The sequence below is a fragment of the Nocardia canadensis genome (assembly GCF_032656385.1).
Taxonomy (GTDB): Bacteria; Actinomycetota; Actinomycetes; order Mycobacteriales; family Mycobacteriaceae; genus Nocardia; species Nocardia canadensis.
Window position 1 is genome coordinate 989,311 of the sequence record NZ_JAVCWB010000008.1, and the last position, 14,550, is coordinate 1,003,860.

The 14,550-nt window shown below is 70.9% G+C and carries 15 protein-coding genes; 6 read left to right on the forward strand and 9 right to left on the reverse strand.

Annotated elements, in window-relative coordinates:
* Positions 1-51 precede the first annotated feature (51 nt).
* The 3 genes from Q7X29_RS18300 to mshC form a co-directional block, all read right to left on the reverse strand.
* Positions 52-750, reverse strand: coding sequence for a dienelactone hydrolase family protein (locus Q7X29_RS18300; protein WP_218720208.1), 699 nt, complete (start codon positions 748-750; stop codon positions 52-54).
* Positions 751-797: 47 nt separating this feature from the next.
* Positions 798-3,176 carry a heavy metal translocating P-type ATPase gene (locus tag Q7X29_RS18305; RefSeq protein WP_316574825.1) on the reverse strand — a complete coding sequence of 793 codons (2,379 nt, stop codon included), beginning with the start codon at positions 3,174-3,176 and terminating at the stop codon, positions 798-800.
* A 117-nt stretch (positions 3,177-3,293) separates the two neighbouring features.
* Complete coding sequence (gene mshC, locus Q7X29_RS18310; protein ID WP_218720210.1) at positions 3,294-4,532, reverse strand: cysteine--1-D-myo-inosityl 2-amino-2-deoxy-alpha-D-glucopyranoside ligase; 1,239 nt, start codon at positions 4,530-4,532, stop codon at positions 3,294-3,296.
* Positions 4,533-4,800: 268 nt separating this feature from the next.
* Here mshC and Q7X29_RS18315 point away from each other — a divergent pair, with 268 nt between their 5' ends.
* Entirely contained in the window at positions 4,801-5,133 is a 333-nt protein-coding gene (locus Q7X29_RS18315) for a hypothetical protein (RefSeq protein ID WP_316574826.1), read from the forward strand.
* Here the strand turns inward: Q7X29_RS18315 and Q7X29_RS18320 are convergent.
* The 6 genes from Q7X29_RS18320 to Q7X29_RS18345 all read right to left on the reverse strand — a co-directional run bounded on the left by Q7X29_RS18320 (position 5,118) and on the right by Q7X29_RS18345 (position 9,641).
* Positions 5,118-5,387: a hypothetical protein gene (locus tag Q7X29_RS18320; protein WP_218720212.1), complete on the reverse strand. Its 270-nt coding sequence runs from the start codon at positions 5,385-5,387 to the stop codon at positions 5,118-5,120. The two genes, Q7X29_RS18315 and Q7X29_RS18320, sit on opposite strands and share 16 nt — an antisense overlap.
* A gap of 93 nt (positions 5,388-5,480) precedes the next feature.
* The gene (locus Q7X29_RS18325; protein ID WP_218720214.1) at positions 5,481-6,458 is read right to left on the reverse strand and encodes an aldo/keto reductase; all 978 of its coding nucleotides are present in this window, start codon (positions 6,456-6,458) and stop codon (positions 5,481-5,483) included.
* A 59-nt stretch (positions 6,459-6,517) separates the two neighbouring features.
* Complete coding sequence (locus Q7X29_RS18330) at positions 6,518-7,315, reverse strand: SCO1664 family protein (protein ID WP_218720216.1); 798 nt, start codon at positions 7,313-7,315, stop codon at positions 6,518-6,520.
* A 4-nt stretch (positions 7,316-7,319) separates the two neighbouring features.
* The gene (locus tag Q7X29_RS18335; RefSeq protein ID WP_218720218.1) at positions 7,320-7,907 is read right to left on the reverse strand and encodes a DUF3090 domain-containing protein; all 588 of its coding nucleotides are present in this window, start codon (positions 7,905-7,907) and stop codon (positions 7,320-7,322) included.
* Between the two features lie 50 nt (positions 7,908-7,957).
* Positions 7,958-8,668 (reverse strand): histidine phosphatase family protein, encoded by a 711-nt coding sequence (locus tag Q7X29_RS18340; protein ID WP_218720219.1) that lies wholly within the window; start codon positions 8,666-8,668, stop codon positions 7,958-7,960.
* Between the two features lie 31 nt (positions 8,669-8,699).
* Positions 8,700-9,641, reverse strand: coding sequence for an undecaprenyl-diphosphate phosphatase (locus Q7X29_RS18345; protein WP_218720221.1), 942 nt, complete (start codon positions 9,639-9,641; stop codon positions 8,700-8,702).
* A gap of 229 nt (positions 9,642-9,870) precedes the next feature.
* On the opposite strand from Q7X29_RS18345, the gene Q7X29_RS18350 reads away from it, so the two are divergent.
* Genes Q7X29_RS18350 through Q7X29_RS18370 form a run of 5 tightly spaced genes read left to right on the forward strand, consistent with a single transcriptional unit; the run spans position 9,871 to position 14,525 of the window.
* The gene (locus Q7X29_RS18350) at positions 9,871-10,848 is read left to right on the forward strand and encodes an aldo/keto reductase (RefSeq protein WP_218720222.1); all 978 of its coding nucleotides are present in this window, start codon (positions 9,871-9,873) and stop codon (positions 10,846-10,848) included.
* A 17-nt stretch (positions 10,849-10,865) separates the two neighbouring features.
* Positions 10,866-11,879, forward strand: a complete 1,014-nt coding sequence (locus Q7X29_RS18355; protein WP_316574827.1) for a heme/hemin ABC transporter substrate-binding protein — start codon at positions 10,866-10,868, stop codon at positions 11,877-11,879.
* Positions 11,876-12,997 carry a FecCD family ABC transporter permease gene (locus Q7X29_RS18360; protein ID WP_218720225.1) on the forward strand — a complete coding sequence of 374 codons (1,122 nt, stop codon included), beginning with the start codon at positions 11,876-11,878 and terminating at the stop codon, positions 12,995-12,997. Before Q7X29_RS18355 ends, Q7X29_RS18360 begins: the two co-directional genes overlap by 4 nt.
* Complete coding sequence (locus tag Q7X29_RS18365) at positions 12,994-13,893, forward strand: heme ABC transporter ATP-binding protein (RefSeq protein WP_218720227.1); 900 nt, start codon at positions 12,994-12,996, stop codon at positions 13,891-13,893. Before Q7X29_RS18360 ends, Q7X29_RS18365 begins: the two co-directional genes overlap by 4 nt.
* 56 nt (positions 13,894-13,949) lie before the next feature.
* Entirely contained in the window at positions 13,950-14,525 is a 576-nt protein-coding gene (locus tag Q7X29_RS18370) for a TetR/AcrR family transcriptional regulator (RefSeq protein ID WP_218720228.1), read from the forward strand.
* The last annotated feature ends 25 nt before the right edge of the window (positions 14,526-14,550 follow it).

The following is a 14,550-nucleotide window of genomic DNA, read 5'->3' on the forward strand; positions in this document are numbered from 1 at the left end:
GCTTGGCCACAGTATAAACGCCGCACACTCCCGGCAACCGTGGTGCGCGGCTCACGCGCCGGTGCGCAGGTGCCGGTCGAAGAAGGCGAAGATGCGCTGCCAGGCGTCGTCGGTGGCGGCCGCGTCGTAGCCGATGCCGATGCGTTCGAGCACCGCGTTTCCCGGCAGGACATTGGCGAAGCTGTGGGTGGCGTTCGGATAGGTCTTGATGTCGTGGTCGACTCCGCCCGCCGTCAGCGCCGTCTCGAGCTTGTGCGCGGCACCCGGCAGCGCCGGATCGAGTCGTCCGTAGCTGGCAACCACCGGGCACGCGCCGTCGAGCAGGGTCCGGTAGTCGCCGTAGAGGCTGCCGTAGAACGGTGCCGAGGCGTGGAACCCCTGGGGCGCGGTGAGCAGTGCGAAACCACCGCCCAGGCAGAAGCCGAGCACGGCGATCCGGCCGGTGCAGTCGGGGTCTTCGGCGAGCCGGTCGCGGGCGGCGAGGATCTCCCCCACCGCGGGCCCCTTCCCGGTGAACGCGACCGCGCGGAACGCCTGCTGGATGCAGCGGACCCGGCCGCGCGCGAACAGATTCGGCGCGATCGCCAGGTAGCCCGCGTCGGCGACGATGTCGAGCTGGTGGCGCAGGTCGGCGTTGATGCCGAGGGCGTCGTGGAGGACGACCACGCCTGGCCACGGGCCTTCGCCCTGCGGGCGCGCGATCAGCGCGTCGATTCGGCCGGTGGGAGTATCGATCTCGATCGATTCCATCGTTCGAATGTAGATGTTCGGCGCGCGGTTCGCGGCCGGTCGGCCGGTTACCCGGCGGTGCGTCGCCGGTCCGGCGAGTCGGGCAGCGGCAGGCGTTTGAGGTGCAGCGCGTTGAGGGCGACGATCAAGCTCGATCCCGACATGGCCATGGCCGCGATCTCGGGGCGCATGGTCAGGCCCCACGGGGCGAACACCCCGGCGGCGATGGGCAGCGCGATGCCGTTGTAGCCGATCGCCCAGGCCAGGTTCTGGTGTTCCTTGCCAACGGTGCCGCGACCGATGCGCAGCGCGGTCGACACGGTGAACGGGTCCGAGCGCATGAGCACGACGTCGGCGGTCTGAATGGCCACGTCGGTGCCCGCGCCGATGGCGATGCCCAGATCGGCCCGCGCGAGGGCGGGCGCGTCGTTGACGCCGTCGCCGACCATCGCGACCTTCTTGCCCGCCCGCTGCAGCTCGGCGATCCGGTCGGCCTTGTCGCCGGGCAGGACGTCGGCGATCACGGTGTCGATGCCGAGGTCGGTGGCGATGCGCTGGGCGGTCGCCTGGTTGTCGCCGGTCAGCATGACCACGTCCACGCCGAGCTCGTGCAGGGCGGCGACCGCGGCGACGGAGGTGGGCCGCGGGGCGTCGGCGAGGGCGATGACCGCGACCGCGGCGCCGTCGACGGCGACCAGGACGGCGGTGTGGCCCGAGGCCGCCAGGTCCTCGCGCCGGGTCGCCAGCTCGCCCAGGGCGATGTGTTCCCGGTCGAGCAGCCCGCGATTGCCGACGACGACGCGGTGACCGTCGACGGTGGCGATCGCCCCGCGCCCCGGCACATTCCGGAACTCGGTCGCCGACAGTGCCAGGGCGCCCTGGTCTTTCGCGTACTCGACGATCGCCTCGGCCAGCGGATGCTCGGACTCGCGTTCCACCGCCGCGGCCACCGCGAGCATCCGATCGGTGTCGACGCCGGGTGCGGGCACCACGTCGGTGACCTCCGGTGTTCCCTTGGTGAGGGTGCCCGTCTTGTCCATCACCACCACGTCGATGCGGGCCGCGTCCTCGAGCGCCGTCGCGTTCTTGAACAGCACACCGCGTTTCGCGCCGAGCCCGGTGCCGACCAGGATCGCCGTCGGTGTCGCCAGGCCCAGTGCGTCGGGGCAGGTCACGACGACCACGGTGATCGCGAACAACAGCGCCCGGCTCAGCGAGGCACCGGCGAGCAGCCACACCGCCAGCGTGGTCACACTGCCGATCAACGCCACCAGGGTCAGCCAGAACGCCGCCCGGTCGGCGAGCCGTTGACCCGGCGCCTTCGAATTCTGCGCCTGCTGGACTAGGTCGACGATCTGGGCGAGCGCGGTGTCGGAGCCGACTTTGGTGGCCCGCACCCGCAGACTGCCGGTGGTGTTGATGGTCGCGCCGATGACCGGCGAACCGGGTTCCTTGTGCACCGGCAGGCTCTCGCCGGTGACCATGGATTCGTCGACCTCGCTGGATCCGTCGAGCACGGTGCCGTCGACGGCGATCTTGGCACCGGGGCGCACCAGCAGCACGTCACCGACAGCGACGTCGGCGGTGGGGATCTCGACCTCGCTCCCGTCGCGCAGCACCACCGCTTTCGGCGGCGACAGGTCCAGCAGCGTGGAGACCGCGTCGTTGGCGCCGCCGCGCGCTCGCATCTCGAACCAGTGCCCGAGCAACACGAATGTCGCCAGCATGGTGGAGGCCTCGTAGAACACCTCGCCGCCGCCGGTGAGCGTCACGTACAGCGAATACAGCCAGCCGGTGCCGATGCCGACCGAGACCAGCACCATCATGTCGAGGGTGTGCGCCCGCAGCGCCTGCCACGCGCCCGTGAAGAAGATCGTCGACGAGTAGCAGATCACCGGCAGGCTCAGGATCAGCATCCACACGTCGGCGCGCAGGCCGAACGGGACCGCCAGGTGCAGACCCAGCATGTGGGTGGCCATCGGCGACCACAGCATGACCAGGGTGGAGAAGACCAGCGCGACCAGGAAGCGGTTGCGCATGTCGCGGGCCATGTCGTCCATGGACATGGCCGCGTCGCCGCCGTGATGGTGGCCTGCCATCGCCGTGTCGTGGTCGGCGGTACGGCCGTCGGGTGGGGTGGTGGCCGCCGGGGTGTGCTCCACGGCGGAGGGTTCGCTCGCCGGATCGCAGAGGTGGGTGGGCACCGAGCGGCCCGCGCAGTGGTAGCCGCAGTCGCGGATCCAGGTGCGCAGATCGGTGACCGAGGTCACACCCGGGTCGTAGGTGACGGTGGCGGTCTGCGTGAGCGGGTTGGCCTCGACCGCGAGAACTCCGGGCCGATGTCGCAGCGCGGCGGCCAGGGTCTGCCGGGAGCCGGCGCGATGCAGGCCGCCGACGTGCAGGACCGTGGTCGCCGAGGCGGTGACGGGGTGGTGCGTGTCAGGCATCGCCGCTCCTGTCGCCGGTCGAGCGCACGACGCGACAGCGCGCCGCGCCTCACTTGCCGGCGACAGTACCCGGTGCGGGTCACGAGACGACCAATGTCGCCGGGTGACCCGCGATTGTCAGAGCGTGATACCCAGCAGCGCGTCCACGGCGTCACGTACCAGCGCGGGCGCGGCCGGATCGGCCCCACCGTAGGTGAGTGCCTGCTCGACCCAGTTGTCGACGGCGTCGAGCGCCTTCGGGGTGTCCAGGTCGTCGGCCAGGTGCTGGCGCAGCCGGGCGACGGTGTCGGCGGCGGACGGGCCGGTGGCCAGGGCGGCGGCTTCGCGCCAGCGGGCCAGGCGGGCCTGGGCCGCGGTGAGGACGTCGTCGGTCCACATCCGGTCCTCGCGGTAGTGCCCGGCGAGCAGGCCGAGGCGGATCGCGGCCGGGTCGACGCCGGAGCGGCGCAGCTTCGACACCAGCACCAGGTTGCCCTTGGACTTCGACATCTTCTCGCCGTCGAGGCCGATCAGCCCGGCGTGCACGTAGTGGCGGGCGAAGCGGCGCGCGCCGGTGATCGCCTCGGCGTGCGCGGCGGAGTATTCGTGGTGCGGGTAGATCAGGTCCGAGCCGCCGCCTTGGACGTCGAACTCGGTGCCGATGCGGTTGAGCGCGATCGCCGCACATTCGATGTGCCAGCCGGGGCGGCCCGCGCCGAACGGGGCCTGCCAGGACGGTTCGCCCGGGCGCTCGGCCCGCCACAGCAGCGCGTCGATGACGTCGCGCTTGCCGGGACGGTCGGGGTCACCGCCGCGCTCGGCGAACAGCTGCTCCATGGTGGCCCGGTCGTAGCCGGACTCGTAGCCGAACTGCTCGGTGGCGTCGGTACGGAAGTAGATGTCCGGGAACTCGGCGTCGTCGACGATGTAGGCGGCGCCTGCGGCGAGCAGCTTCTGCACCAGCTCCACCACCTCCTCGACGGACTCGATCGCGCCGATGTAGTGCTTCGGGGGCAGCACCTGCAGGGCGGTCATGTCCTCGCGGAACAGCTCGATCTCCGAGCTGCCGAGGTCACGCCAGTCGACGCCGTCGCGGGCGGCGCGCTCGAACAGCGGATCATCGACGTCGGTGACGTTCTGCACGTAGTGCACGTCGTGGCCCGCGTCGCGCCACAGCCGGTTGATCAGGTCGAACGTGAGGTAGGTGGCGGCGTGGCCGAGGTGGGTGGCGTCGTAGGGAGTGATGCCGCAGACGTACATCTTCGCGGTCGCGCCGGGGGTGACCGGGCGGACCTGGCGGTCGGCGGTGTCGAACAACCGCAACGGCGGCCCTGCTCCGGGGACGGTCGGTAGGGCGATATCGGACCAGGACTGCATGATTCGAGGGTAGAGCCCCCGTTGTGGCGCCCGGCCCGCGGGCCGGTCACGCGGTTGCCCGCGGTGTCGCCGGAGCGGCCCGCTACCTGCACACAAACGTGTTCCGGGGGTTGCGTCAAGGGTTGTGCTCAGGCAGATCCGCTGGTCACGGCGGTGGCGGGCGACCTACCGGCCCGGACCCACCCCACCTGGGCAGATGGTTGCCGATGCGGATGCTCCGCGATCATTCTCACACGTCGGACGCTGCTGAATCCCGGACGTCCTCGAGGTGGAGTCGACCTTCCGGCGCTTCTCGCCGTGCACCGACCGGCTACCGTTCTCCGCCGACGTGGACCTGCGCGCGATGGACGTGCCGGCGCTGGGCGTCCGCGACGTGCTCGTCGATTCGGCGCGCGGTGCCGAGCGGGCGCGGGCTTGCTTCGCGTGGGGCGAGGTGCGTGCGCTGCCCGAGGTGGGTCACGCGGTGCTGGGGCAGTCCGCGGCCATCGAGCGGCTCCTCAGCGCGCACTCCGGCTGGGCCGGGGGCTGGGCGACGGCCCGGTGTCGCCGCGCGTCGGGAGCGGCGACACCGAACTCATCGTTCGATCACGCCTGCAGGTAGCACTGCACGTTCGCGCCGTCGACGTCCGGGCCGAACTGCGGCAGCGCGTAGAACGAGGCACCGACCTGATCGGCGGCCTGCACGGTGACGTCGGGCAGCGGAGCACCGGTGTTGCGGTCGGTAGCCTTGCACACGTAGGTCTTCTCGGCCCACCAGCCGCTGGGGAAGGCCTGCGCGGGCGCGGCCACGGCGGCGACGGCGCCGGTGAGCAGCAGCGCGGCGGCGGAGGTGGTGACGATCGATCGGGTCGACATAGATTTCCTCTGATCTTGCGTGGAATGACGAAAGTGCTTGGAGCACACTAGCACCGGCCCCGACCCGGAAAAGCAGCCTCAAGATACCCGACGTCAGCGGATCCGTGGGCCGGAATCGTCGACATCGACGCGGTCCACCGCGGCGCCGTAAACCATCGGGCTCGCATCGCATTCGGCGACGAAATCGGCCGGGAAGCCCCGGTCGAACGGCACCGCGTCGTCGAGCACTCGGACCGCGTCGGCGGGCAGGCGCAGTCGCGCCGCCGCCAGATTGCCCGCGAGTTGCTCGGCGGTGCGTACCCCGAGGATCGGCAGCACCGCGCGACTGCGCTGCCGTGTCCAGGCCAAAGCCACCTGCTCGGCCGCGACGCCCAGTCCCGAGGCCACGTGTGTCACTGCCGCGACCGCGGCCAGTTCCGAGGGCGTCGTGGCCCGGCCCGCCCCTGGCGAGAGAGCGCCCCCGGCCAGCGGTGACCACGCGGTGACGGTGAGCCCGAAGGCTTCGGCCATCGGCAGCAGTTCCCGTTCGATGCCACGTTCGAGCAGGTTGTAGGGCACCTGGACGGCGGCGAACGGGGTCCGATCGCGGGACTGCGCGAGCGTGTTGGCGCGGGCGATGACCCAGGCGGGTGCGTCGGAGATGCCGATGGCCAGCGCTTTTCCAGCCCGCACCACGTCGTCGAGGGCGCGCATCGTCTCCTCGATCGGCGTGTGCCGGTCCCACACGTGCACCCAGTACACGTCGACGTAGTCGGTGCGCAGCCTGCGCAGGCTCTGTTCCAGTGACAGCACCAGGTTCTTGCGGTGGTTGCCCGCCGCGTTGGGGTCGGTGGCGTCACGGCTGAGGGTGTACTTGGTGCCGAGCACGAAGCGGTCCCGCGCGCGCAGCACCCGGCCGAGGATCGCCTCGCTCTCACCGTAGGCGGAGGCGGTGTCGAGGAAGTTGCCGCCCACCTCGGCATAGGTGTCGATGATCCTGGCGGCCTCGACGGGGTCGTCGAAACGCATGGTGCCCAGAGCGAACTCGGAGACGCGCAGGCCGGTATGGCCGAGCAGGCGGTAGCGGAGCATACGGTCAGTCTGGCGGGGAATCGCCGACGCAGGCAGACCGTGACAGGGCCACCCTGGGATCAGAACGCGGGCCAGGGAATCGGGCGCGACGAGTTGGGCAGCGGCATCACCGGATCCTCGAGCAGCGCCTTCGTGCGTTCGGTCAGCGCGGTGATCTCGGCGTCGGTGATGTGCTCGGCCAGCGAATCGGCCACGGCGCCGGGCAGATTCGCGGCGAACGCGGTGATGTCGGTGATCAGTGATTCGTGCACTGGGCGCCCGGCCCAGCCCCACAGCACCGTGCGCAGTTTCGGCTCGGCGTGCAGGCAGATGCCGTGATCGACGCCATAGACCTGCCCGTCGACGCCTTCGAGCGCGTGCCCGCCCTTGCGGTCGGCGTTGTTGAGCAGCAGGTCGAGCACCGCCATCCGCTGTAGGCGTGGATCGTCGGCGTGAATCAGTGACACCTCGTTGCCCTCACCGTCGAGAGCGCGCAGGACTTCGCAGAAACCGTCGGGCACCGTGCCCGGTCGGCACAGGTCGACCAGATCCAGGCGCGGCTTCGTCTCGGTGTGGTGGTCGACCGAGGTCACCCACCGCTGCACCATGCCGGGCCCGAACGGCCCGTCGCGCAACACCGTCTCCGGGATGACACCCCAGCCCAGCTGTTCGGAGATCAGGTAGGAGGCGACTTCCCGGCCGGCGAGGGTGCCGTCCGGGAAGTCCCACAGCGGACGCTCCCCGCGCACCGGCTTGTACACCACGCGCAGCGGTGCGCCGTCGGGCTCGGGCGCGGCGATCTCGCACACCAGCGTCAGGTTGCTGGCGACGCCGACACGGCCGACGATGTCCAGCTCGCCTTCGGTGAGTGCGGTCACCGGATCACTCCTCGTCGATCTCGGCCGCGCCGAAGATCTCGCCGCGCTTGTAGCCGTTGGTGCGCACGCACATGTGACCACGCGCGGACAGCGGTTCACCGCACAGCGGACACGGCGGCCTACCTGCCGCGATCACCCGCGCCGAGCGCAACGCGAATTCACGGGCCTGGATAGGGGTCAGGAAGACCCGCACGGCGTCGGGGCCTTCCTCGGTGTCGTCGAGCACCACCGATTCGTCGACCTCGGTCTCGGTGATCGCCAGCAGTTCCACCACCACGGCGCCCGCGTCGGCGTCCCAGCCCAGACCCATGGTGCCCACCCGGAACTCGGTATCGATCGGGGTCACCAGCGGCGCGACATCGCGGACGTCCTCGCCCTCCGGCGGCACCTCGGCGCCGAAGCGACGGGCCACCTCGTCGAGCAGCAGTCCCATCCGGTCGGCGAGCACCTTCACCTGCTGCTTCTCCAGCAGCACGCTGACCACGCGCGGTTCCTGCACAGCCTGCAGGTAGAACGAACGATCGCCCGGCTCACCGACGGTACCGGCGACGAAACGATCGGGGGTGCGAAATACATGGATTGCGCGTGACACATGCACCTCCTGCTACGTGACCCTGTTCGACACTCACGAACACCCTCCCTCTAAGGAGAATCGCGGTGTCCCGCATTCCCATTATCCGCGCCCGCGGCATTCGTCACCTCTCCACCGGGAGTCGGCGACGCGGTGACGGCGAGGGCGGACAGGTCGGCGCCGGTGTCGTTGAACTTCCACACCGACGGCCCGACCGGGCTGTACCGGACGACGCTGATCGAGGCGGGTTCCACCGCGATCCGCTGGAAACTGTCCAGATGCAGGCCGAGTGCGTCGGCCAGGATCGATTTGATGATGTCGCCGTGCGCGCAGGCGACCCACAGCACGTCACGGCCCGCCTGCTCGGACAAGCGGCGTTCGGTGTCGCGGACCGCGGCGACCGCACGCTGCTGGACCTGAGCCAGGCCCTCCCCACCGGGGAACACCGCACCGGAGGCGTGCCGCTGCACGACCTTCCACAGCGGTTCGGTGAGCAGTTCGGCCAGCGGGCGGCCGGTCCAGTCGCCGTAGTCGACCTCGATGAGCCGTTCGTCGTGCTCGGGTTCGAGGCCGAGTTTCTCGGCGAGCGGGGCGACCGTGCGCTGACAACGCAACAACGGTGAGCTGGCGATGTGTTCGATCGGCAGCGTCGCCAGCCGGTCGGCGACCGCGGCGGCCTGCTCGGTACCGCGGTCGGTGAGTTCGACACCGGGAGTGCGGCCGGCCAGGGTCCGCGCGGTGTTCGACGTGGACACTCCGTGCCGGAGCAGGATCACCGTCATGGGACCAGCCTAACCATCAGTGCCCGGCGGCTCAGGTCGCCGAGACGACGCCCGCGGCGAGCAGGCCCATCACGACCAGGCCGAGGATGATCCGGTAACCGACGAACCAGTAGAACGAATGCTTGCCGACGAACTTGAGCAGCCACGCGACCGAGGCGTAGCCGACGACGAAGGCGATGATCGTCGCGACCAGCAGCTGCGGACCGCTGGCGTTGAGGCCTTCACCGGCGGGTTCGAAGGCGTCCGGCAGGCTGAACAGGCCCGAGGCGGTGACCGCGGGAATCGCGAGCAGGAACGAGAAGCGGACGGCCGCTTCGCGCTGCAGGCCGAGGAACAGACCCGCGGTGGAGGTGGCGCCGGAGCGCGAGACGCCGGGAACCAGCGCCAGACACTGCGCCAGGCCCATGATCAGGCCGTCGCGGGTGGTCAGCTGCTCGATCGGACGGGTCTTGCTGCCGAAGTGCTCACCGGCGGCGATCACCAGCGCGAACGCGACCAGCATGAACGACACCAGCCACAGGTTCCGGGCGCCGGTGCGGATCTCGTCCTTGAACAGGAACCCGAGCACGCCGATCGGGATGGTGGCGATGATCACGTACCAACCGATGCGGTAGTCGAGTTCGCGCTGGGTGTCGCGCTCGTAGGCGTCGCGAGCGCTGCGATCCATCACCGGCAGTTTGGTGGTGACCCGGTCGGCGACCGCGACTTCGCGCTGGGATCGTTCGCGCAGCCGCATACCGAGGGTGGTGAACCAGGCGACGATGATTCGCCAGATGTCCTTGGCGAAGTACACCAGGACGGCGGCCTCGGTACCGAGCTGGGTGACGGCGGTGAACGAGGCGCCGGCGTCGTCGCCGAAGAACACGCCCGAGACGATGCGCAGGTGCGCCGAAGAGGAGACCGGCAGGAACTCGGTAAGTCCTTGCACAAGCCCGAGTACCAATGCCTGTATCCAGGTCATCGACTCGCCCACCGCGTCCTCCTGCTATCTCGTGCCCGAAAGACCGCGTCCTCCTGGGCTTTTGCTTCACGTGCGGCCGGGTGGGGCCGCGATCCCGCAGCGACCCTACCCGCCCGGCTGCGCCGGTGCCGCCCGCCCACCTTGGGATCTGCTGAGAGTGCGCGACGCCACGGGTCGTCGGCGAAGGCGGCCGAGGGCGGCCCATTAGGCTGGTCGCCGTGACGAAAACGCGGGCGCGGTGATGGAACAGCGAACGGTGGGACGCAGCGGCCTTCGGGTGTCGCGAATCGGGTTGGCGACCCATACCTGGGGGACCCATACCGACGCCGACGAGGCGTCGGTGCAGTTGGCGGCGTTCACCGAGGCCGGTGGCACTCTCGTCGATCTCTCCCCCGTCTACGGCAACGGCGCGGCGCAGCGGATCCTGGCCGATCTGCTCGGCGATCTGGTCGCCCGCGACGAGCTGGTGCTCAGCGGCAGCGCGGGTGTCGTGCTGCACGCGCCCGGCGCCGGTGTCGGCGATTCGGTGCCGGCCCCCGCGGCGACGGGCCCGGTGGTCGACGCCTCGCGACGGACGCTGCTCGCCCAGCTCGACCGCACGCTGCGTGAGCTCGGCACCGACCATCTCGATATCTGGAGCATCGCCGCCTGGGATCCCTACACCCCGCTCGACGAGGTCGCCGCGACCTTGGAGACCGCGGTCAGGACCGGCCGGACCCGCTACGCGGGCGTGCGCGGATTCGCGGCCTGGCAGCTGGCCAGTCTGGCCGCGATCGCGCCGATCACCGTGGCGCAGACGCCGTATTCGCTGCTCGCGCGGGGCACCGAGTCCGATGTGATCCCGGCCGCCCGGCACCACGGGGTCGGCATCATCGCCTCGGCGCCGCTGGCCGGAGGCATTCTCACCGGCAAGTACCGCGACGGCGTGCCCGCCGATTCGCGGGGTGCCGACGAGGCGACGGCCGCCGAGATCCGGCGCAGGCTCGACGACGAGCGGGCGACGCGGGTGGTGGACGCGTTGGTCACCGCGGCTGATGGCCTCGGCACCTCACCGCTGGCGGTCGCGCTGGCCTGGATCCGGGACCGGCCCGGCATCGCGAGCATGATTGTCGGTGCCCGTGACATCGGTCAGCTCACCGGCGTGCTGGCCGCCGAGACCCTCGAGTTGCCGCGCGCGATCGCGGCGGCCCTGGACGATGTGAGCGCCCGTTCCGAATGATGGCTAGCCTTACCTGCATGAGACTGCGTGGTGTGCTGACGGCGATGCTCGCGGCGACGGTGCTGACCGGCGCCGTCGCCTGCACGGGAAGCAACCCCGCATCGACTGCCACCACCGGCGGCCCGGTGACCGCACAGCTGACCGACCTCGACCCGGTCCCGATCGGTGCCGCGCCCACTCCGCAACTGCCCGTGACCGCACGGTCCTTCGACGGCACCGAGGTGACCGTCACCGACACCTCGCGGATCATCGCCGTCGACCGCTACGGCACCCTGGCCCAGACCGTGTACGCCCTCGGGCTCGGCGCGAACCTCGTCGGCCGCAGCACCTCTGCCTCTTTCCCCGCCGTCGCGAACGTGCCGAACGTGGCCGGCGGCAACGGCAGCCTGAGCGTCGAAGCGGTGCTCGCGCTGCGCCCGTCGGTGTTCCTCACCGATACCACCAGTGCCGCACCCGCCGTGCGTGAACAACTGCGGGCGGCGGGCGTCACCGTCGTCTACTTCGACCCGCAGCGCACCATGGACGGCGTCGTCCCGCAGATCGAGGCCGTCGCCGGCGCACTCGGTGTGCCGGAGGCGGGCACCCGGCTGGGCCGGCGCACCCGCGACGAGATCGCCGCCGCCACGGCCCGCGTGCCGAAGCAGGACCCGCAGCCCACCATCGCCTTCCTGTACTTGCGCAGCAGCGCGATCACCATGATCGCGGGCCCCGGCTCGGGCGCGGACTCGCTGATCACCGCCATCGGCGCCGTCGACGCGGGCACCGCGTCCGGGGTCGGCGAACCGTTCACCGCGATCACCAGCGAGGCGATGATCGCCGCGGCGCCCGATGTGCTGCTGGTGATGTCGGACGGGCTGAAGTCCGTCGGCGGGGTCGACGGCCTGGTGAAGGTGCCCGGCATCGCCCAGACTCCCGCCGGTCGCAATCATCGGGTCGTGGACATGGCCGACGCGGTGGTGCTCAGCTTCGGCCCCAACACCGGCCGCGTCATCACCGCCCTGGCCGACGCCGTCTACGGCAAGCCGGCATGAGCGATGCCCCCGACCTGACGAAGTCCGCGGACGCCCCGCGGATCGACGACGCGACGCCGGACCCGTTACCGCACCCTCGGCACCGGACCGCCCGGGTCGCTGTCGTCTTCGCCGTCGCGCTGCTCGCGCTGGTCGCGCTGGCGCTGGTGTCGTCGGTGCTGGGTCAGGTGCCGACCACCGCGGCCGAGGTGCTGGGCAGCGTCGCCCACCGGATCGGGCTCGATCTCGGCCCCCTGCCCGCCCATCCGGCGGGCGAGGTGACGCTGTGGGAGGTGCGATTCCCCCGGGTGGCCCTCGCGATCCTGGTCGGCGCCGCGCTGGCGACGGCGGGAGCGTTGCTGCAGGGCGTGTTCGCCAACCCGCTCGCCGAACCCGGCGTGATCGGTGTGTCGGCGGGCGCCGCGGTCGGCGCGGGCACGGTCATCGTGGTCGGTGGCGCGTTCGTCGCGGCCTGGTCGGTGGCCGCCGCGGCGTTCGTCGCGGGCCTGCTCACCACAGTGCTCGTGTACCTGCTGTCCCGGTCGGGTGGGCGGACCGAGGTGGTGACGCTGATCCTGACCGGTGTCGCGATCAACGCGTTCGCGGGCGGTCTGATCGCCCTGCTGCTGTTCGTGGCCACTCCCGCCGCGCGCGATCAGATCGTGTTCTGGCAGCTGGGCAGCCTCAACGGCGCCACCTGGCAGGCCGTGGCGATCGTGGCCGTACTCACCGCGGCAGGGGTGCTCGCCGCCGTCCTGATCGCGCCACGCCTGGATCTGCTCGCCCTCGGCGACTCCGCCGCCCGGCACCTCGGTGTCGATGTCGAGCGGTTGCGCAGGCAGGTCATCGTGGTGGTGGCCGTGCTGACCGCCGCAGGTGTGGCGTTCAGCGGCATCATCCTGTTCGTCGGGCTCATCGTGCCGCACGTGGTCCGGATGCTGGTCGGGCCGGGCCATCGAGTGCTGGTGCCGCTGAGCGCGATCGTCGGCGCGGTGGTGCTGCTCGGGGCCGACGTCCTCGCGCGCACCCTGGTCGACAATGCCGACCTGCCCCTGGGCATGTTGACCTCGCTCATCGGCGGCCCGTTCTTCTTCTGGCTGCTGCGCCGCACCCGGGCCCGCGCGGGAGGCTGGGGATGACCGACATCCGACCCCACGATCCGGCGGTGGCCACACCGGTGACGCCCCCGCGCCGCGCCCGGTCCTGGCGCAGCCTGTTCGCCCGGACACCCGATGTGCCGCACCGGCCCGCACCCGGCACGGTGACCCTGCGCGCGGCCGGACTGACCGTTCGGCGGGGTAGCCGGACCGTACTCGAGAACATCGACTTCCAGGTGGCGGCGGGCGAGATCGTCGCCCTGGTCGGCCCGAACGGGGCAGGCAAGTCGAGCCTGCTCGCCGCGCTGGCCGGGGAACTCGAACCCGATTCCGGCGCCGTGCGGCTCGAAGGGCACGCGCTGTCCCACTGGACCCCTGCCGACATGGCTCGCCGCCGCGCGGTGCTGCCGCAGTCGCACGCGGTCGGATTCCCGTTCACCGCACGCGAAGTCGTCGCGATGGGCCGCGCACCGTGGCTGCACACCCCCGCCGCCGACCACGACGACGAACTCATCGCCGCCGCGCTGGCCGCCACCGACGTCACCCACCTGGCCGAGCGGATCTTCCCGTCGCTGTCCGGCGGCGAACGCGCCAGGGTCGCGCTGGCGCGAGTTCTCGCCCAGGACACCGCCACCCTCTTGCTCGACGAACCCACCGCCGCTCTCGATCTCGGCCACCAGGAGGCCGTGCTGCGCTTGGCCGCGACCCGCGCGACCGAGGGCGCGGCCGTGGTGGTCGTCGTCCACGATCTCGGGGTCGCCGCCGCTTACGCCGACCGGGTCACGGTGCTGGATGCCGGTCGGGTCGCCGCAGACGGCCCACCGCGCACGGTCCTGACCCCCGCACTCCTCACCGAGGTCTACCGTCACCCCGTCGACGTCTTCGATCACCCGGTCACCGGCGCCCAACTCGTCCTGCCCGAGCGTGGTCAGCACTGATCGCGAATTCGGGTCGAGTTATTGACCCAGAGGTATAGAACCTCTACGGTGACACCATGGCCAGGCCACGCAACTTCGACGCCGACACGGTGATCGATCGCGCCATGGACCAGTTCTGGTCCTACGGCTACGCCAACACCTCCCCCGCGCAACTCGCCGACGCCACCGGCATCGGCAAAGGCAGTCTCTACAACACCTTCGGCAGCAAGCGCGCGCTGTTCGATCAGGCGCTCGAACGCTACGGGCACAACGGCGTCGCCATGGCCGAGGACTACATGTCGCGCCCCGGCACCACCCGCGACTGTCTGCGTGCCTACCTGCGCGCCGCCGTGGATCTCGACTTCACCACACCGGTCCGGCGCGGCTGCCTGGCGGTCAATACCGCCGCCGAGTTCGGTGGCCAGGACCCGGCGATCACCGAGACCCTGCGTGGCATCGAGCGCCGCATCGTCGCGACACTGGCCGCCCGGATCGACCGAGGTCGCCGCGACGGCGATGTCGACGCCGCCGTCGATCCGGGCGCGGTCGCCGCCCTCCTGTTCACCACCAGCGCCGGCTTGCGCATCATGGCCAAGACCAACGACGCCCCCGAGCTCTACCGTCTCGTCGATGTCGCGCTGACCGTCCTCTGATCTCCCACTCGGCCATCGAGTGGCT

Excerpts from the sequence above, each read along its gene's own strand:
- Q7X29_RS18365 (WP_218720227.1), top strand. The coding sequence starts at position 12,994 with ATGACCGACATCCGACCCCACGATCCGGCGGTGGCCACACCGGTGACG.
- Q7X29_RS18370 (WP_218720228.1), top strand. The coding sequence starts at position 13,950 with ATGGCCAGGCCACGCAACTTCGACGCCGACACGGTGATCGATCGCGCC.
- Q7X29_RS18325 (WP_218720214.1), bottom strand. The coding sequence starts at position 6,458 with ATGCTCCGCTACCGCCTGCTCGGCCATACCGGCCTGCGCGTCTCCGAG.
- Q7X29_RS18320 (WP_218720212.1), bottom strand. The coding sequence starts at position 5,387 with ATGTCGACCCGATCGATCGTCACCACCTCCGCCGCCGCGCTGCTGCTC.
- mshC (WP_218720210.1), bottom strand. The coding sequence starts at position 4,532 with ATGCAGTCCTGGTCCGATATCGCCCTACCGACCGTCCCCGGAGCAGGG.
- Q7X29_RS18355 (WP_316574827.1), top strand. The coding sequence starts at position 10,866 with ATGAGACTGCGTGGTGTGCTGACGGCGATGCTCGCGGCGACGGTGCTG.
- Q7X29_RS18300 (WP_218720208.1), bottom strand. The coding sequence starts at position 750 with ATGGAATCGATCGAGATCGATACTCCCACCGGCCGAATCGACGCGCTG.
- Q7X29_RS18350 (WP_218720222.1), top strand. The coding sequence starts at position 9,871 with ATGGAACAGCGAACGGTGGGACGCAGCGGCCTTCGGGTGTCGCGAATC.
- Q7X29_RS18305 (WP_316574825.1), bottom strand. The coding sequence starts at position 3,176 with ATGCCTGACACGCACCACCCCGTCACCGCCTCGGCGACCACGGTCCTG.
- Q7X29_RS18360 (WP_218720225.1), top strand. The coding sequence starts at position 11,876 with ATGAGCGATGCCCCCGACCTGACGAAGTCCGCGGACGCCCCGCGGATC.
- Q7X29_RS18340 (WP_218720219.1), bottom strand. The coding sequence starts at position 8,668 with ATGACGGTGATCCTGCTCCGGCACGGAGTGTCCACGTCGAACACCGCG.